This is a genomic window from Vibrio sp. 99-8-1 (genome assembly GCF_013114595.1).
GTDB lineage: Bacteria > Pseudomonadota > Gammaproteobacteria > Enterobacterales > Vibrionaceae > Vibrio.
Genome location: NZ_VTXE01000002.1, coordinates 14,074 through 32,687 on the forward strand (window position 1 = coordinate 14,074; position 18,614 = coordinate 32,687).

The 18,614-nt window shown below is 41.4% G+C and carries 17 protein-coding genes; 13 read left to right on the plus strand and 4 right to left on the minus strand.

The window, feature by feature from the left end:
- Positions 1–189: 189 nt before the first annotated feature.
- On the plus strand, positions 190–441 hold the full coding sequence (locus F0227_RS00915; RefSeq protein ID WP_171751279.1) for a DUF1127 domain-containing protein: 252 nt from the start codon (positions 190–192) through the stop codon (positions 439–441).
- Between the two features lie 39 nt (positions 442–480).
- On the opposite strand, the gene F0227_RS00920 is transcribed toward F0227_RS00915, so the two are convergent.
- The gene (locus F0227_RS00920) at positions 481–1,515 is read right to left on the minus strand and encodes an NADP(H)-dependent aldo-keto reductase (RefSeq protein WP_171751280.1); all 1,035 of its coding nucleotides are present in this window, start codon (positions 1,513–1,515) and stop codon (positions 481–483) included.
- A 110-nt stretch (positions 1,516–1,625) separates the two neighbouring features.
- Here F0227_RS00920 and F0227_RS00925 point away from each other — a divergent pair, with 110 nt between their 5' ends.
- On the plus strand, positions 1,626–1,940 hold the full coding sequence (locus tag F0227_RS00925) for a DUF6482 family protein (RefSeq protein WP_171751281.1): 315 nt from the start codon (positions 1,626–1,628) through the stop codon (positions 1,938–1,940).
- Here F0227_RS00925 and mutH read toward each other — a convergent pair.
- Positions 1,937–2,611 (minus strand): DNA mismatch repair endonuclease MutH, encoded by a 675-nt coding sequence (gene mutH / locus F0227_RS00930; protein ID WP_171751282.1) that lies wholly within the window; start codon positions 2,609–2,611, stop codon positions 1,937–1,939. The two genes, F0227_RS00925 and mutH, sit on opposite strands and share 4 nt — an antisense overlap.
- A 701-nt stretch (positions 2,612–3,312) precedes the next feature.
- Here mutH and rppH point away from each other — a divergent pair.
- From rppH to F0227_RS00955, 5 genes are all read left to right on the plus strand, one after another.
- Complete coding sequence (rppH, locus tag F0227_RS00935; protein ID WP_171751450.1) at positions 3,313–3,831, plus strand: RNA pyrophosphohydrolase; 519 nt, start codon at positions 3,313–3,315, stop codon at positions 3,829–3,831.
- Positions 3,832–3,833: 2 nt separating this feature from the next.
- Positions 3,834–6,083, plus strand: coding sequence for a phosphoenolpyruvate--protein phosphotransferase (gene ptsP / locus F0227_RS00940; protein ID WP_171751283.1), 2,250 nt, complete (start codon positions 3,834–3,836; stop codon positions 6,081–6,083).
- An 8-nt stretch (positions 6,084–6,091) separates the two neighbouring features.
- Entirely contained in the window at positions 6,092–6,886 is a 795-nt protein-coding gene (locus F0227_RS00945; RefSeq protein ID WP_171751284.1) for a sulfite exporter TauE/SafE family protein, read from the plus strand.
- A gap of 126 nt (positions 6,887–7,012) precedes the next feature.
- Positions 7,013–7,819 (plus strand): prolipoprotein diacylglyceryl transferase, encoded by an 807-nt coding sequence (gene lgt, locus F0227_RS00950; RefSeq protein ID WP_171751285.1) that lies wholly within the window; start codon positions 7,013–7,015, stop codon positions 7,817–7,819.
- A complete protein-coding gene (locus F0227_RS00955; RefSeq protein WP_171751286.1) occupies positions 7,816–8,667 on the plus strand; it encodes a thymidylate synthase in 852 nt (283 codons plus the stop codon). Before lgt ends, F0227_RS00955 begins: the two co-directional genes overlap by 4 nt.
- 136 nt (positions 8,668–8,803) lie before the next feature.
- Here the strand turns inward: F0227_RS00955 and F0227_RS00960 are convergent, their stop codons facing one another.
- Positions 8,804–9,949, minus strand: a complete 1,146-nt coding sequence (locus F0227_RS00960; protein WP_171751287.1) for a Na/Pi symporter — start codon at positions 9,947–9,949, stop codon at positions 8,804–8,806.
- Between the two features lie 366 nt (positions 9,950–10,315).
- On the opposite strand from F0227_RS00960, the gene nhaR reads away from it, so the two are divergent.
- Positions 10,316–11,215, plus strand: coding sequence for a transcriptional activator NhaR (gene nhaR, locus F0227_RS00965; RefSeq protein ID WP_171751288.1), 900 nt, complete (start codon positions 10,316–10,318; stop codon positions 11,213–11,215).
- 202 nt (positions 11,216–11,417) lie between these two features.
- Complete coding sequence (locus F0227_RS00970) at positions 11,418–11,714, plus strand: metalloregulator ArsR/SmtB family transcription factor (RefSeq protein WP_171751289.1); 297 nt, start codon at positions 11,418–11,420, stop codon at positions 11,712–11,714.
- 141 nt (positions 11,715–11,855) lie between these two features.
- Here F0227_RS00970 and rpsT read toward each other — a convergent pair whose 3' ends face one another.
- Positions 11,856–12,116, minus strand: coding sequence for a 30S ribosomal protein S20 (rpsT, locus tag F0227_RS00975; protein WP_171751290.1), 261 nt, complete (start codon positions 12,114–12,116; stop codon positions 11,856–11,858).
- 383 nt (positions 12,117–12,499) lie between these two features.
- Here rpsT and murJ point away from each other — a divergent pair, with 383 nt between their 5' ends.
- The 4 genes from murJ (at position 12,500) to lspA (ending at position 18,494) form a co-directional block, all read left to right on the plus strand.
- Complete coding sequence (gene murJ, locus F0227_RS00980; RefSeq protein ID WP_171751291.1) at positions 12,500–14,062, plus strand: murein biosynthesis integral membrane protein MurJ; 1,563 nt, start codon at positions 12,500–12,502, stop codon at positions 14,060–14,062.
- A 71-nt stretch (positions 14,063–14,133) separates the two neighbouring features.
- Entirely contained in the window at positions 14,134–15,069 is a 936-nt protein-coding gene (ribF, locus tag F0227_RS00985) for a bifunctional riboflavin kinase/FAD synthetase (protein WP_171751292.1), read from the plus strand.
- A gap of 62 nt (positions 15,070–15,131) precedes the next feature.
- Positions 15,132–17,963: an isoleucine--tRNA ligase gene (ileS, locus tag F0227_RS00990; protein ID WP_171751293.1), complete on the plus strand. Its 2,832-nt coding sequence runs from the start codon at positions 15,132–15,134 to the stop codon at positions 17,961–17,963.
- A gap of 12 nt (positions 17,964–17,975) precedes the next feature.
- A complete protein-coding gene (gene lspA / locus F0227_RS00995) occupies positions 17,976–18,494 on the plus strand; it encodes a signal peptidase II (RefSeq protein ID WP_171751294.1) in 519 nt (172 codons plus the stop codon).
- Positions 18,495–18,614: the final 120 nt, after the last annotated feature.

Consider the following 18,614-nt stretch of genomic DNA (forward strand, 5'->3'; position numbering starts at 1 on the left):
TTCTTAAATTCTGTATCGCTGGATAGATCCGTATTTTTTATGGCTTCTTCTATCACCAAGCATACTGATACTAATTAATCCGTAACCTGAAAGGCTGCGGAAAATGGCAGCTAAATAGGGTTATAGTCTATATTTTCAATTCTACTGCCATTTTTCCAGTCAAATTATTTAATTAACTGGAGATTAATCATGAGTCACTCTATCTATTTAAAAGTAGCGGTTTTATTTGTTAAAGCAGATTTACGCCGAGAAGAAAAAAAATGGCAAAGTGCAATACGTCGTTCAAAGTATGATATTCCTTGGCAGAATACACATCTGTTGAAAGATATTGGCCTTGAAAGTGATGGTCGAGTTATGGGATATACCGAGCCTGAAAACTTAGTTGTAGAACGTCGTATGCGTCATCTTCGTCGTGTTTTTCGATCGAGACTGGTAACGTAATGGTAGGGGGAAGGTAAATTTCCCCCTATGATTGCGGCTTTAAGGACAAGGATTGGAGTATTCAACTCCAATCTTTTCAATCTCTTCTAGTAACTCCTTGCTTAATTCTACTTCCATACTGTTAATATTGGCGGATAGCTGTTCTAGGTTTGTAGCACCAATAATGTTTGATGCCACAAATGGTTGTTGATTAACAAACGACAACGCCATTTGTGCTGGCTGCAATCCAAATTGCAAGGCAAGATCGGCATAAGCTTGAGTCGCTTTTATACCTTGGGGTGTAAAGTAACGCGAGAATCGCTGCCACTGACTACAACGAGCTCCGTCTGGTTTGGCATTGTTTAGATATTTTCCTGAAAGACAGCCAAACGCGAGTGGAGAATAAGCAAGTAACTCAACACCTTCGTGCTGGGCAATTTCTGCCAATCCTATTTCAAAGCTGCGGTTGAGTAAGTTATAAGGGTTTTGGATCGAGACTATCTTAGGTAAGTCATGTTTTTCGGCTAACTGAAGAAACTTCATTACTCCCCAAGGCGTTTCATTGGATAAGCCAATATAACGAACTTTCCCTGCTCTAACGAGCTCAGCAAGTGCTTCTAGAGATTCAATGAGAGTGACTTCTTCATTTTCATCTTGATAGTGATAATTGAGTTTGCCAAAGAAGTTGGTTTGTCGTTGAGGCCAATGCAGTTGGTAGAGATCTATGTAGTCAGTTTTAAGACGAGTAAGGCTACTATCTATCGCGCTGTGAATATTTCTTCTACTTAAACTCATCTCGTCTCTGATATGAGGAACGTTAGCGGGCCCTGCTACTTTAGTCGAAAGAATGACCTTTTCTCGCTTGCCTGATTTCGCCAACCAATTACCAATAAATTGCTCGGTAGAACCTTGAGTTTCTTTCTTTGGAGGGACAGGATACATCTCTGCCGTATCAATGAAATTTACGCCGTGATCAAGAGAAAAGTCAATTTGTTCAAAGGCTTGTGACTCAGTGTTTTGCTCGCCAAAAGTCATTGTACCTAAGCATATTTTACTGACTTCCAATGTTGAATTTGGCAGCTTATGATATTTCATAACACTTCCTTGTACTGTTATTTTTAACCAATATACCCAAAGAAGAGACAGTAATGAAATTAGAATTTACCGATAGCTGAACTAAGCTTATATAGAAAGAAGGAGATTCTATGGAAAAAATTCAATTAGACCACTGGTTACATGCCGACCACAATGAGAAGCATATTCAACCTAAACTGTATGTTATTAGTTGTGAAGATCTGTCTGACTACTTATTGGCAGTGGAGTATAAGCACAAGCTGGAGCCTATTTACCGAAATGACGAAGTAATACATTACTCGTCGCTGGATCAGATAAAAGATGATCTTGGTCGGTTAGGTGTAGAGTCGGTGTATTTACGTTTGCACAATACTGATGATGAATGTGGTTCTCCCGAAGGGACGATCCCTTATCACGATATCGAACTCTCTCTGCAGCGCCACTAAGATTGAGCGGATATGTAACGAGATAGAATGTTAGCGGTAAACTGAGTCCTGAGATAGAAACCTCTTGGGAGCGTTTTTATCGGTTTGCCTGAAGCTCCGTATGCTTCTGTAACAACTCGGCTATTTGCTGCTTTTGGTCTAAGTTGCATTACTTCACCGTGTTTGGCTGTGATGTTTTCTACTTCACCTAAAACGATTAACTCCATCAACTCTTCCCAGTCAGCTTGAAGAGCTCGCTCCTCCTGCTCTGAAGGCGACCAAAGAATAGGGGTTCCAACCCTTCTATCTGCAACAGGAATTTCTCTTTCTCCTTCAACAGGGATCCAGAGCACTTTAGATAGCTTCTGTTTAACATGGCACTGTTGCCAAGTTAAGCCATGTACACCAATTAAAGGAGCAACACAGACAAATGTCGTTTCTAACGGCTTTCCGCTATAACTGATAGGAATACTTTTTAACTCGATGCCAAGCTCGACAAAATCTTGTTGTGGTTTGCTCCCTGCAATAGCGCCTAAGTGCCATTCCAACAATTGACCTACCCAACCTTTGTCTCGTTTTAGATTTTTTGGTACAGAAATATTGGCTTCTTCTGCCAATTCATAGAAAGTAAAACCAGCAATTGCATGCGCTCTATCTAGTAATTCTTGTTCTGATTTTGGCTGCGGTTTCATGATCGATTAACAAAGACAATTGTGAAGTAAGAAGTGGCTAGTGTAACAAATAATGCCTAGTAAAGATCGACTATCAAGCGATATCAATCATATTTCGCGATAGCTCTAAACGATGAGCATGATGATCTATGGCTAAATAGACAACCGTGTCCATTGGATCTGATGATGAATTAATGATCATAATGCCACTTATCCACAGGCTATTTTAAAAATGATGAGCTTTAGCCACTACTGGATCAATTAACAGGTCTTTTGAGGCGATAAAACAGTTGCTAAATTGGTGCTATGATGAAATTGGCAGTTGTTAGTGTGGATAACCCTCTATGCGGTTGATCTTTGACCGATCTAAAAAGATAGAAGATCCTTGTTGTTTTTTATCATGGTGAATCTACTTTGATCTTAATTAACTGATTGATTTTTAGTTATTTTGTATGTGTATGTTACAGCGTTGGTCATTTTTCTTGATTATATATTGCTCGTCTTTATTGGCTTATTTAAAATTCTTCACATAGTTATTCACAGAAATGGTGAATAAATTTGTGATCTGACGCGTTTGGTGTTGATAACTCTATATTTGAACAAAAGTTATTCAAACTCGCTTTGGCAGAAAATAAATATTTCGTAAATTAGACATGTAAGTTTGCGAGAACTGGGGATATGTGGAAAAATCACGCCAAGAAAAATTTTTTAGAGGTCAGCCAGTGATCGATGGCGATGGTTACCGCTTAAATGTGGGAATAGTGATTTGTAACAACCATGGTCAGGTATTCTGGGCTAAACGATATGGACAACACTCTTGGCAATTTCCTCAAGGGGGAATTGATGATGGAGAAACCGCTGAGCAAGCCATGTTTCGAGAGTTATATGAAGAGGTTGGTCTTACAAAACAGGATGTAACAATTGTTGCCACGAGTCGTCATTGGTTAAGGTATCGCCTACCAAAACGCTTAGTTCGTTGGGACTCAAAACCTGTTTGTATCGGGCAAAAACAGAAATGGTTTTTACTGCGTTTAGATAGCGATGAATCTAAAGTAAATATGCAGCGTGGAAAAACCCCTGAATTTGATGGTTGGAGATGGGTAAGTTATTGGTACCCAGTAAGACAAGTAGTTTCGTTTAAAAGAGATGTTTATCGTCGTGCGATGAAAGAGTTTGCATCTTTGGCTATGCCATTTAAGGAGCGAAAGATAAAAGGTAAACGCAAAAATCGTAGAGGGTAATCATGTTAACTCAACTAAGGGACATAGTTGAAAAAGTCTCAAAGCTTGATGATGTTCATCAAGCTTTGAAGCTATTGGTGCAAGAAACATGTAAAGCCGTTCAAACCGAATGCTGCACAGTTTACTTGGCTAATGATGAAAAGAACCGTCTTGAGCTAATGGCGACTCAAGGGTTAAAAGTTAAAAAGAGACACTTCTTTGTAAAATATCAAGATGGTTTGGTGGGTTTGGTTCGACGTAACGCAGAACCGTTAAACTTGGCAGAAGCGGCTAAACATCCTGAATTTAAACTCTTTCCACAGCTGGGGGAGGAGATCTACAACTCCTTTCTTGGAACCCCTATTATCTACCGCAAGCAAGTCCTTGGGGTACTGGTTATTCAGCAGCAATCCCCCCGTTTATTTAACGAAATGGAAGAGTCGTTCCTTGTTACTCTCGCGGCTCAGATAGCGGTCATTATTGCTCATGCTCAAGGCCAAGGTCAGTGGCTGTTAAATAAAAAAAGAACCGAGATCATTACAGGCATTGGGGCATCTCCGGGAGTGGCAGTAGGGGAGTTTTGGTGGGACAACACCCAACCTGAGTTATCCGATGTATACCCTGCATCTGCCCTTGATGTCTCTCAAGAGCAAGAGTGGCTAATGTTGGCGATTGAAAATGCGATTGCCGATTTTCGACGAATGCGGAAAAAACTGGATAGTGAGCTTAATAAAGATGCGCTCGCTATTTTTGATCTGTTTACGCACTTATTGAATGATCCAATGTTACGGGCTGATTTAAAAGATCAGATTAACAAGGGAGACAGAGCAGATTGGGCATTGAGACAGGTGGTCGAAGCCTACTCTAACCGCTTTGCCAAAATGTCTGACGTTTATATGCGTGAACGTGCGCAGGACATTCGAGAACTTGGACAGCGTTTACTCTACTTTTTACACAACTCTGAGGTGAGTACTCTAGAGCTTCAGCAACCGATTATCTTGGTCGTAAGGGAACTAACGGCCTCGCTTTTAGCGGGCATACCAAAAGAGAAATTACTCGCGGTTGTCTCGCTAGAGGGGGCGGCTAACTCTCATGCTGCTATTTTGTCTCGTGCTCTTGGAGTGCCCGCAATCATGGGAGCGACCTTTACACCTGAGTCAATTCAAGGCAAACGGGGGATTGTAAATGGTTATAGTGGCGAGATTGTTGTAGAGCCAAACAAAACGTTGCTTAAAGAGTATATTAGCCTGCAACAAGAAGAACATGAATTATCGGAGTTAGTTGAAGGTGAAATTTCTCAAGCGGCTTGCACTAAAGATAACTGCCAAGTCGAAGTATTATTGAATGCGGGTTTAAGTGCTGATGCGAACATTGCGATCAACAAAGGCGTTGACGGTGTTGGCTTATATAGAACAGAAATCTCCTTTTTATTGCAGCACGGCTTTCCTTCTGAAGAAGAGCAGGCTTCCCGATATCGGAGCATATTGTCGAGTTACCCAGATAAAAAAGTAGTGATGCGTACTCTAGATATTGGTGGAGATAAGCCGTTACCTTATCTTCCTATTGAGGAAGACAATCCATTTTTGGGTTGGCGGGGCATCCGTTTCACCCTTGATCACCCTGATATTTTTTTGGTGCAACTTAGAGCAATGCTGAAAGCCAGTGTTGGTATCGATAATCTCAGAATTTTATTGCCAATGATTGCTAGCTGTCAGGAGTTGGATGATGCGCTGCTTTTGCTTAATCAAGCTTATATCGAAGTTAAAAAGATAGAGCCTAAGGTTGTTAGACCTGAAGTCGGAATCATGGTAGAAGTGCCTTCGATGTTGTATTTATTGCCATTACTCGCCAACAAGGTTGATTATGTATCAGTGGGGAGTAACGATTTAACACAATATTTACTGGCCGTTGATCGGAATAACGCCCGAGTTGCTAGTATTTATGAACCCATTCATCCTGCGGTGATAATGGCGTTAAAACAGATACAACAAACCTGTCAGCAATATCGCTTACCTGTTAGCGTGTGTGGTGAGTTAGCGGGTGATCCTATCGGCGCATTGTTGCTTGTTGGTCTCGGGTATCGCTCACTAAGTATGAATACCGCGAACGTGGCTAGAGTTAAGTACTTGCTTAGGAAGGTAGACTCTAAGCAGTTAGAAACGTTAACGGCCAAAGCGTTGGGTCAGCCTTATAGCAGTGAAATATATAAAATGATGGTCGAATACTTGGAAAGCAAGCAGCTTGCCGGGTTTGTTCGAGCAGGTAAAAAATAGAGGCGATTTTGAATTACGAATTACTTATATCTTTGCTGTTACTAGGCAGCTTTGTTGGTGTGATGGCGGGACTGTTAGGTATTGGTGGCGGTCTAATTGTTGTTCCTGCCCTTTTGGTACTGCTCCCTAAAGCCGGTATATCGGCTGACGTAGTAATGCATATCGCTTTGGCTACATCCCTTGCTTCCATCATCATTACCTCTGGCTCTTCCGCTTTAAACCATCTGAAGTTAGGAAATGTAGATGTCTTTGTGATCAAGTGGCTACTGCCTGGTGTGGTTATTGGCGGCTTGATGGGATCTTACGTAGCGGAGTTAATTCCTAGCGAAAATTTACCGAAGGTGTTTGGCGTTATCGTACTGTTTTTAGCAGGCCAAATGCTGTTGTCGGTGAAATCAAAGAAAGTTAGAGTAATGCCATCAACGATAATGACCTCTATATCGGGCTGTTTGATCGGTATAGTGTCAACGCTTGCTGGTATTGGCGGAGGCTCTTTAACTGTGCCTTATTTAAACCGCTATGGTGTAGAAATGCGTAAGGCAATCGGCTCTTCTTCTGTCTGTGGTTGTGTTATCGCATTATCGGGGATGGTTGGTTTTATTTGGAATGGATTTGGAGTTAGTCATTTGCCGGACTACAGTATTGGTTATGTTTATGTTCCGGCCTTGCTTGCTATTGTCTCAACTTCCATTTTTACGACGAAGTTTGGTGCTCGGCTGGCCAGCCGTTTACCCACCGTTCAGCTTAAGAAAGTGTTTGCGGTATTTTTACTGTTTATAGCAGGAAGAATGTTGTTATCTTAATTCATTTCGAGTTCCGAAAAACGAATCGTCAAAGTGCATGCTCTTGAGCTGTTGCTAGGATGAGTTTATTATCGGGCACCATATTATCAATCCGTATTCATTATGTGATTTAAAGAGAGTTGTTATATGCCACAAGGCTTTATTGAGTTTCCTCAGATTGATCCTGTTCTTGTCTCCATTGGTCCCTTATCGGTACGTTGGTATGGGCTGATGTATCTGTTTGGTTTTTTGTTTGCTATGTGGTTAGCAAACAGGCGAGCAGATAAGAAAGGAAGCGGATGGACTAGAGAGCAAGTATCAGACTTGCTCTTTCTTGGCTTTTTAGGTGTGGTGATTGGTGGTCGTGTTGGTTATGTTTTCTTCTACCAGTTTTCAGCATTTTTAGATGATCCTCTGTACCTCTTTAAAGTGTGGACTGGGGGAATGTCATTCCATGGTGGATTGTTAGGTGTTATTAGTGCCATGGGCTGGTACGCCTATAAAAATGGACGCACTTTCTTTAATGTCGCTGACTTTATCGCGCCATTGGTGCCATTTGGCTTAGGTTTAGGTCGACTAGGCAACTTTATGAATGATGAGTTGTGGGGACGAGTGACGGATGTGTCATGGGCAGTCTTGTTTCCTAGTGGGGGCTTCCTTCCTCGTCACCCCTCCCAGCTTTATGAGTTTGCGTTAGAGGGGGTGTTGTTATTTATTATCTTAAATATCTATATTGGTAAACCACGCCCTGCTGGCGCCGTGTCAGGCTTATTTATGCTTGGTTATGGTGTATTCCGATTTATCGTAGAGTATTTCCGTGAACCTGATGATCATCTAGGGTTATTTGGTGATTTTATTTCCATGGGACAGATTTTATCTTCTCCAATGATTATTTTCGGTGTGCTACTAATCACTTGGGCATATAGAAGTGACAAAAAAGAGGCTAAGCAGTGAAACAGTATTTAGATTTATGTCAGCGTATTGTAGATGAAGGTGTTTGGGTTGAAAATGAACGAACCGGTAAACGTTGTTTAACGGTCATTAATGCAGACTTGTCCTATGACGTTGCGAACAATCAGTTTCCCTTGGTGACAACCCGTAAAAGTTTCTGGAAAGCTGCAGTAGCCGAACTGCTCGGCTATATCAGAGGTTACGACAATGCTGAAGATTTTCGTAAGTTAGGTACTAAAACTTGGGATGCCAATGCCAACCTTAATCAAGCTTGGCTGAACAATCCATATCGTCAAGGTGAAGATGATATGGGTAGAGTCTATGGTGTGCAAGGAAGGGCTTGGTCTAAACCTGATGGTGGCAGTGTCGATCAACTCAAAAATATTGTTAATGACTTAACAAATGGCATTGATAATAGAGGTGAGATTTTAAACTTTTATAATCCTGGTGAGTTTCATATGGGGTGCTTGAGACCGTGTATGTACAGCCATCATTTTTCGTTGTTAGGTGATACTCTCTATTTAAATAGCACACAACGTTCGTGTGACGTGCCTCTAGGGCTAAATTTTAATATGGTGCAGGTTTATGTGTTTTTAGCGTTAATGGCGCAGATAACCGGTCACAAAGCAGGAGTGGCGTACCATAAAATTGTTAACGGCCATATTTATGAGGATCAACTGGACTTAATGCAGAATGTTCAGCTTAAACGTGAGCCACTCGCTCCGGCGAAATTTAGCATTAACCCAGACATTAAATCACTAGAAGATTTAGAAACATGGGTAACCTTAGATGACTTTGACGTGACGGATTACCAGTGTCACGATGCCATTAAGTATCCTTTCTCTGTATAGCGATTTTAATCACTGAGCTGACAAGGTTAGTATTAACAAGAATCTTTATTGAAAAAGCCTCGTAACGATGAGTTACGAGGCTTTTTTATCTCTACTTACATCACCTCTGAGAGAGGTGAAAGTCTATGAAAGGGCACTATACAGTTAGAGCTAAGATGGCTCCCGGCATAATGATAAAGACACAGACAAGGTAAGCAACTACGACAGATTTATTTTCCATCGCTAGATTTGAAATGATATCTGCACCTTTAAGAGGCAAGTCACGCAAGAACGGAATGCCAAAAATAAAGATAGTGGCTAATACATTGAAAGTTAAGTGGACTAAGGCGATTTGTAGGGCAAATACCGCATACTCACCTGTGACTGCTGTTGCCGCTAAAAGCGCAGTAATACAGGTGCCTATATTAGAGCCAAGAGTGAATGGGTAGACGTCTTTTACTTTAAGAACACCTGTACCTACTAGAGGAACCATTAGGCTCGTGGTGGTAGATGAAGATTGAACCAGAACGGTAACGATAGAACCCGATAGAATACCGTGTAAAGGACCTTTACCAATGGCGTGCTGTAAAATATCTTTTGCACGACCAACCATCAGTTTCTTCATTAACTTACCCATTACCGTAATCGCTAAGAATACAGTGGCGATACCAATAAAGATAAGTGCTACGCCACCAGCGACGTCACCAAATGTGCTTAGCGGCTCTTTCAACGCTGAAACAACAGGCTTGGTTATTGGCTTTATAAAGTTGAACCCTTTAATGCTCATATCGCCTGTTGCTAGCATAGGAGAGACTAGCCAGTGAGATATTTTCTCTAAAATACCAAACATCATTTCTAAAGGTAGGAAGATCAATACAGCCAATAGGTTAAAGAAGTCATGTATGGTGGCACTTGCAAAAGCACGTTTAAATTCGTGTTTGCAGCGGAGGTGACCGAGGCTCACTAGGGTATTAGTGACTGTTGTTCCGATATTTGCACCCATGATCATAGGGATTGCGGTTTCTACCGGAAGTCCACCAGCAACAAGACCAACGATAATAGAGGTAACGGTACTAGAGGATTGAATTAATGCTGTGGCGACTAAACCTATCATTAATCCCGCTACAGGATGGGAAGCAAATTCAAATAGTGTTTTTGCTTGTTCACCGGTTGCGAGCTTAAACCCACTACCAACCATAGAAACAGCCAGCAGTAATAAATAAAGCATGAATACCAAGTTTGCCCAGCGTATCCAATTAGCAGACTTCTTATGCGATGATGCTGCAGTTGTGGCTTGGTTCATAATTTTTCTCCGAGACCCGATTATTGGTCATTTTGCTTATCTGCTCGGGATAGTAGAGGTTGAATATTTCACTAATATGACAGTTTTGTAAAATACCGATAATGATTTATTAAGTGTAGGTAAACGTTTGCCTCTGTGCTTTTTATTTGTAATTTTATGATTTTATTGTGTTTTTTATTTTCTGGTGTTCTTTAAATTGATGATTGAAGAGAGCAATTTGACAAAAAAAGTTATTTTTAATGTGACAAAAATGTCATCTAAGATATTTATGTTTCGGTAAAACTATACTATTGTTTATATCTGCTCGGAAATTCCGAGTTATTTGCCTGTATATCATCAATATATACAGTTTGCATGAGAGGAAATATGTCGCATTTAAATTACAATCATCTCTACTATTTTTGGATGGTGTGCAAGCAGGGCTCAGTCTCAAAAGCGGCCGATGCTCTCTTTCTCACACCACAAACGGTTACCGGACAAATTAAAGCGCTTGAAGAACGAATCAATGGCAAATTAACTAAGCGTAATGGTCGTAATGTTGAACCAACAGAGCTCGGACAGCTTATTTATAAGTATGCTGATCGTATGTTTGGCCTCAGCTATGAAATGCTTGATATCGTAAATTATAGTCAGCGCTCAAATCTATTGTTTGATGTCGGAGTAGCAGATGCTTTATCTAAGCGGTTAGTCAGTAAGGTATTAATGAACACCATACCGGAAGATGGAAGCATTCATTTACGCTGTTTTGAATCAACCCATGAACTGTTGTTAGAGCAGCTATCTCAACATAAGCTGGATATGATCTTATCCGACTGTCCAATCGACTCTAGCCAATTGCCCGGTTTATATAGTAAGAAGCTTGGTGAGTGCTCACTTAGCTTTTATTACTCTGGCGCGTTAGATAACGTTCAGTTTCCTGAAATCTTGGAGCAAAAAAAGTTGTTGCTGCCTGGTAGCCGAACATCAATGGGGCGAAAAGTTTCAGCTTGGTTTGATCGGCAAGGCATTCAGCCTAATATTTTGGGGGAGTTTGATGATGTTGCGCTGATGAAAGCATTTGCCCAATATCATTCGGATGTTATATATCTTGCTCCTGATCTATATCTGTCGGAACTAAGTAGTAATTATGCGTTCCAACAAATCGGTGAAGCCAAAGAGTTAAAAGAAGAATATTATGTGATTTTTGCCGAAAGAATGATCCAGCATCCCGCGGTTAAAAATGTTTGTGATGCAGATTTCGGTCATTTGTTTGACCCTATTTTATAGTAAAGCTCAGTTTTACAGATTTAGGCCTTATTAGTAGTATGTTATTTGTTAATAGATGTGCATATCTCTTCAATATGACGTTGAATTGTATTACCATTCATAGATCAAATAATAACAAATTTATTAATAAGTCAGTATGGCAACTGGCACCTCTATTTATATTATTAGCTCATATAAAATTTAGCTTGTTGGAGGCTATTAGATGAACCTACAAGAAATGGAGAAAAACTCCGCTAAGGCAGTTGCCTTATTGAAAGCGATGGCAAATGAAAGACGATTGCAAATATTGTGTATTCTTCATGAGCAAGAACTTTCTGTAGGTGAGCTCTGTACCATGCTTGAACTTAGTCAATCTGCATTATCTCAACACCTCGCATGGCTGCGTAGAGATGGGCTTGTTGCGACAAGAAAAGAAGCTCAAACAGTTTATTATTCACTGAGTAGTCACGAAGTGAAAGAGATGATCAAACTGCTGCACGCTTTGTACTGCCCTGCATGATATAGAACCACTAAATCAACTCAATAATACCGATAAAACTAAAAATGGATGATTAGAAAAGAGTGTTATTGGAGTTGATATTTTAGGTATAAAAAAACCGGCGAAAGCCGGTTTTTTGTTTCAAGTAACTATCTAAGCAGATTAAAGTGCTTTGATTGCCGCGTTGAAACGAGACTTATGACGAGCAGCTTTATTCTTATGAATAAGGCCTTTAGTCGCCATACGGTCTAGAAGAGGTGTAACTACAGCTAGTGCAGCAGTTGCAGCTTCTTTATCGCCAGCTTCAATAGCTGCGAGTGTTTTTTTCATGTAAGTGCGCATCATTGAACGACGGCTAGCATTGTGCTGACGACGTTTCTCAGCCTGGATAGCGCGCTTCTTAGCAGATTTACTGTTTGCCAAGGGTCTAACTCCCAAAAACTTAGTTCGGTGACAATTTAAGGCGGAGGAATATGCCTCTTTATCGCCGATATGTCAAATGATTTGTGCAAAAACCCAACTAATTCACTCAAATTTGGAATAGTAAGGTTAACGCGGTTAAGATGGCGTGGATTCTAACAGCATTTTCAGACCAATGCTATTAAATATACTCAAGTAACTTTAAGGTGTTTGTTCGGCGAGAATTATTGGCTTCTGGCAAAGGAACGGATTTGAAGGCATAGTCATTCCACAACAAGAATCAGTGGTATAGGACTATGGGTAATAAAGCTCACGCTTTGAAAAGGTATCTTCAAGTCATTTGAGTATATGTATATTGCATTGGTACAGCATTTAAAGAGGTATTTGTGAGTAAGCGACTGCTGAAATCAGGCTTAATAGTTAGCTTGATGACTCTTGTTTCACGTATTCTCGGATTAGTCCGTGATGTAGTAGTAGCAAATTTGATGGGAGCAGGCGCTAGTGCTGATGTTTTCTTCTTTGCCAATAAAATTCCTAATTTTCTTCGTCGGCTATTTGCGGAAGGGGCATTTTCTCAAGCTTTTGTTCCAGTATTAACCGAATATCACGCTCAGGGGGATAAGGAAAAGACCAGACAACTTATTGCCCGCGTATCGGGTACGTTAGGCGTTCTGGTGACTATTGTGACGGTTATTGGTGTTGTTGGCTCAGGAGCAGTGACGGCTCTATTTGGTGCCGGCTGGTTTATAGACTGGTTAAACGATGGCCCATCCGCTGGAAAATTTGAACTGGCTAGCTTTATGTTAAAAATCACTTTTCCCTATTTGTGGTTTATTACTTTCGTCGCGCTTTCGGGGGCGATACTGAATACCTTGGGCAAATTTGCTGTCTCCTCTTTTACTCCTGTTTTCTTGAATGTCATGATCATTGCCTCTGCCTGGTTTATTGCCCCTAACCTGTCACAACCAGAGGTCGGCTTGGCGATAGGCGTCTTTTTAGGAGGCTTAGTCCAGTTTCTATTTCAAATTCCATTTTTGATTCAGCAAGGGGTGTTGGTTAAGCCGCAATGGGGATGGCGTGATCCCGGTGTAGTGAAGATAAGAACGTTAATGATTCCTGCTCTATTTGGCGTATCCGTCAGCCAGATAAACTTACTGTTTGACACCTTCATTGCCAGTTTCTTAGCAACAGGTTCCATCAGTTGGCTCTATTACTCTGACCGGTTATTGGAGTTTCCGTTAGGTTTGTTTGGCATCGCTATTGCGACGGTTATATTGCCTGCATTATCAAGAAAGCATGTGGATAATCAGCATCAAGCATTTAAAAACACCATGGATTGGGGAATTCGCATGGTGCTGTTACTTGGTCTTCCGGCCATGTTAGGTTTGATGGTTTTGGCAAAACCTATGCTGATGGTGCTATTTATGCGTGGAGAGTTCACTCCTCATGATGTAAATCAAGCGTCCTTGTCGCTAATTGCTTATGCTGCTGGTTTACTTAATTTCATGCTGATAAAAGTACTGGCTCCCGGATATTACTCGCGTCAAGATACCAAAACCCCAGTTAAATATGGAATTATAGCGATGGTGTCAAATATGGTCTTTAATGCTATTTTTGCCTCTTTCTATGGTTATGTGGGGCTGGCGATGGCGACCGCTCTATCTGCTCTGGTAAATATGTCTTTGTTGTATCGAGGTTTGCATAAAGCCAATGTCTATTGCGTTACTAAGCAGACCGTTGTTTTTACAGCAAAATTGATTGTTTCTGGTGCCGCTATGGTTGCCGCACTTTTGTGGCAGTTACCAGAAATGTCTCAGTGGCTAAGTTGGAACATAATGGAGCGTGTCATGATGCTCGCTACGCTTATCGGTTTTGGTGGGCTAGTTTATGTTGTAACCGCGCTAATATCAGGTATCCGCTTAAATCATTTAAAAGCAGTTACGGACTAATACGGATTGGTATATAATCCGTCGGTTTCACACTAAATAAATTAACAATACTGAGTTTATAGCAAGTTCAAATGGAATTGATTAGAGGCATTCACAACATTAAAGCGCAACATAAAGGTTGTGTTTTAACAATAGGTAACTTTGATGGCGTTCATTTAGGACATCTAAAAGTGTTGTCTCAGCTATCGCAAAAAGCAGAGTCATTAGCATTGCCATCAGTGGTCATGACATTTGAGCCTCAACCAATGGAACTCTTTTCCACCGGTCAAGCTCCTGCTCGATTGACACGGCTTAGAGATAAGTTTGTACAACTGAGCAAACTCAATATTGATAGGTTGCTCTGTGTTAATTTTAATAAGCGTTTTGCACAGTGGCCTGCGGAGTCCTTTATTAGCGACTTGTTGGTTAATCGACTGGGTGTTAAATTCTTGGTTGTCGGTGATGATTTTTGTTTTGGACAAAACAGAGCCGGTAACTTTGATATGCTGAAGAAAGCGGGTGAAAAGTATGGCTTTGAAGTGGTGAACACTCAAAGTTTTTGCGTTCAAGAGCATCGTGTAAGCAGCACATCAATTAGAAAAGCGTTAGCGGAAAATAAATTGGTTCAAGCAGAAGCCTATTTAGGCAGAGCTTATAGTATAAATGGTCGTGTTTCACATGGACAAAAGCTAGGTAGAACCATTGGGTTTCCTACCGCCAATATACCGCTAAAGCGATGTGTCTCTCCTGTCTCTGGTGTTTATGCTGTACAGGTTCATGGTCTTGGCGAACATTGCTACGGTGGTGTTGCGAATATAGGGCAGAGACCAACAGTAAACGGTACTCGCCAACAACTGGAAGTTCACCTGTTTGATTTTAATGAAAATCTATATGGGAAACAGCTTGAAGTTTCTTTAGTAAAGAAACTACGAGATGAACAACGTTTTGAGTCGTTCGAAGCGTTGAAAGCACAAATTAAATTGGATGCTGAGGCAGCGAGGGTGTGGCTGCGTCAGCTAAAGAATTAGTCGACAATCAATTGCGACTAAATAATGTCTAACGTCGCCCAACACAACGGAATCAGAAATCAATGACTGACTATAAAGATACCCTGAACTTACCTGAAACAGGGTTTCCAATGCGTGGTAACTTGGCCAATCGTGAGCCAGAAATGCTTAAGCGTTGGTATAAAGAAGATCTTTACGGTGAAATCCGTAAAGCAAAAAAAGGCAAAAAATCCTTTGTATTACATGATGGCCCTCCATATGCCAACGGTGATATTCATATTGGTCACGCGCTGAATAAGATTCTAAAAGACATTATTATCAAATCAAAAACGTTATCGGACTTTGATGCGCCATATGTACCTGGTTGGGACTGTCACGGCTTACCGATTGAGTTAATGGTTGAGAAGAAAGTAGGTAAACCGGGTCAAAAGGTTACCGCTGCTGAGTTCCGTGAAAAGTGTCGTAACTACGCTGCTGGTCAAGTGGAAGGACAGAAAGAGAGCTTTAAGCGTCTTGGCATCATGGGCGAGTGGGATAAACCTTACCGTACTATGGATTTCTCTACCGAAGCGAACATTATTCGTGCATTGGGTAAAATTGCCGACGAAGGTCACTTGCTGAAAGGGTTTAAACCTGTTCACTGGTGTACTGACTGTGGTTCGGCATTGGCTGAAGCGGAAGTAGAATACAAAGATAAGGTTTCTCCATCCATTGATGTGATGTTTAAGGCGGCGGATGAGTCGGCTTTACTTAATAAGTTCTCTATTGCTGATGGACATCAAGGCGAAGGTGACATCTCAATTGTTATCTGGACAACAACGCCTTGGACGCTACCTGCTAACCGAGCAGTTGCCGTTAGAGCCGATCTTGAATACGTACTTATCCAAGTTGAAGGCGATCAGCCTCAACGACTGATTGTTGCCTCCGAACTGGCCAAAGATGTCATGGACAGAGCCGGTATAGAGCACTTCCATAATTTAGGTTTCTGTAAAGGTGATGACCTTGAGTTATCACGCTTCAATCATCCATTTTATGATTTTGATGTGCCTGCAATTCTTGGTGACCATGTTACGACTGAAGCGGGTACTGGTGTTGTTCATACTGCACCTGGTCATGGTCAAGAAGACTTTGCTGTTGGTCAACAATATGATTTAGAAGTTGCGAATCCAGTGGGTTCAAATGGTGTATTCTTGCCTGATACAGAGCTATTTGCTGGTCAACATGTCTTCAAAGCCAATGATGCCGTGCTGGATGTGTTAAAAGAGCGTGGTGCTTTATTACATCATCACGCTTATGAGCATAGCTATCCTCACTGCTGGCGCCATAAAACACCAATCATATTCCGTGCAACGCCGCAGTGGTTTGTGTCAATGGATCAAGCCGGGCTTCGTAGCAAAGCGTTGGAAGCGATCAACGGTGTTCAATGGATCCCTGATTGGGGCCAAAGCCGTATCGAAGGTATGATCGAAGGTCGTCCAGAGTGGTGTATCTCTCGTCAACGTACTTGGGGTGTTCCTATTGCACTATTCGTGCATAAAGAAACATCTGATTTGCACCCGAACACGCCAGAGCTGATTGAAAAAGTCGCTAAGTTGGTGGAAGAGAAGGGTATTCAAGCATGGTGGGATGTTGATCCTAGCGAGCTAATGAGTGCAGAAGATGCGGATAAGTATGAGAAAGTGCTAGATACTTTAGATGTTTGGTTTGACTCTGGTGTGACTCACTATGCGGTTGTAGATAATCGTGACGAGTTTAACGGCCAAAGTGCGGACATGTACTTAGAAGGTTCGGATCAACACCGTGGTTGGTTCCAATCGTCGTTAATCTCTTCAATTGCAATGAAAGGCGTAGCGCCATATAAGCAAGTGCTTACGCATGGTTTTGTGGTTGATGGGCATGGACGTAAGATGTCTAAGTCTATTGGTAATGTTGTTGCACCAAAAGATGTCACAAACAAACTGGGTGCCGATATCCTTCGTCTATGGGTTGCGTCAACCGACTATACGGGTGAAGTTGCGGTATCAGATGAGATATTGAAACGCAGTGCGGATGCTTATCGTCGAATTCGTAACACCGCTCGCTTCTTCTTAGCGAACTTAAATGGCTTTAATCCTGAAACCGATATGGTTGCAGTTGAAGATATGATCGCATTAGATCGTTGGGCTGTAGGTAGAGCCAAAGCAGCACAAGATGAAATCATCAAAGCCTATGAGGAGTATAATACCCACGGTGTTATGCAACGTTTAATGCAGTTCTGTTCTATTGAAATGGGCTCCTTCTATCTTGATATCATTAAAGATAGACAGTACACGGCGAAAAATGGCGGCTTGGCTCAGCGTAGCTGTCAATCTGCGCTTTACCATATTGTAGAAGCCTTAGTTCGTTGGATGGCTCCAATCATGTCGTTCACTGCGGATGAAATCTGGAACCAGATGCCGGGTGACAGAAATAAGTTTGTCTTTACCGAAACTTGGTATGAAGGGCTATTTGCTTTAGATGCAGGTGATGAGCTAAACGATGAGTTTTGGAACAGTATTCAAGATGTTCGTGGTGCAGTGAACAAATTGCTTGAGTCGGCGCGAAGTGAAAAAGTAATTGGTGGTTCTTTACAAGCTGAAGTCACACTATTTGCAGATGATGCTTTAGCAGAGAAACTCAATAAACTGAGTGATGAACTTCGATTTGTATTGTTGACATCAAAAGCGCAAGTGAAAGGGATCAGTGAACAGTCTGATTCTGCTCAGGCGACTGAAATTGACGGTTTGTTTGTTGAAGTGATCGCCGCGGAAACAGAGAAATGTGATCGTTGCTGGCACCATGTTGCAGATGTGGGCACCATTGCAGGTCATGACAATATTTGTGGTCGTTGTGTTTCTAACGTTGAAGGTGACGGTGAAGCTCGTCAGTTTGCTTAATTTAGGATCGCTATGAATAAAGAACCAACGTCATTAGAATCAATGTCGTTACAGCAATCGGGAGTACGCTGGCTTTGGCTGGCGACTCTAGTGTTTATTGCTGATATCGGTATTAAATACCTTGTTATGAACCGTATGGGGTTTGGTTGGGATAATCGTATAGAGATCTTGCCATTCTTCAATTTTCTTTACGTGCATAACTATGGAGCAGCGTTTAGCTTCCTTAGTGAACAAGGTGGTTGGCAGCGTTGGTTCTTTAGCGCTATCGCATTTATTGTTTGTGGCATGCTTGTTTATTGGATGTCAAAACTGCCGGCAAAGGAAAAGTGGAACAATATTGCTTACGCTTTGATAATTGGTGGTGCAATAGGCAATGTGTATGATCGATTAGTGCACGGTTTTGTGGTGGATTATCTTGATTTCTTCTGGGGTAACTATCATTGGCCAGCATTCAATTTAGCGGACAGTGCGATATGTATTGGCGCTGCGATGATCATCCTTGATGGCTTTCGTAAAAAGCCAACAGAGTAAAAGCATCGCGAATGAACTCATGACGACAAATAGTTGCAGTTACTTGAGTTCAAAGTAATGTTCATTACATCAACAAGATAACTTAAAACACCAGAGCCTTGCTCTGGTGTTTTTTATTGT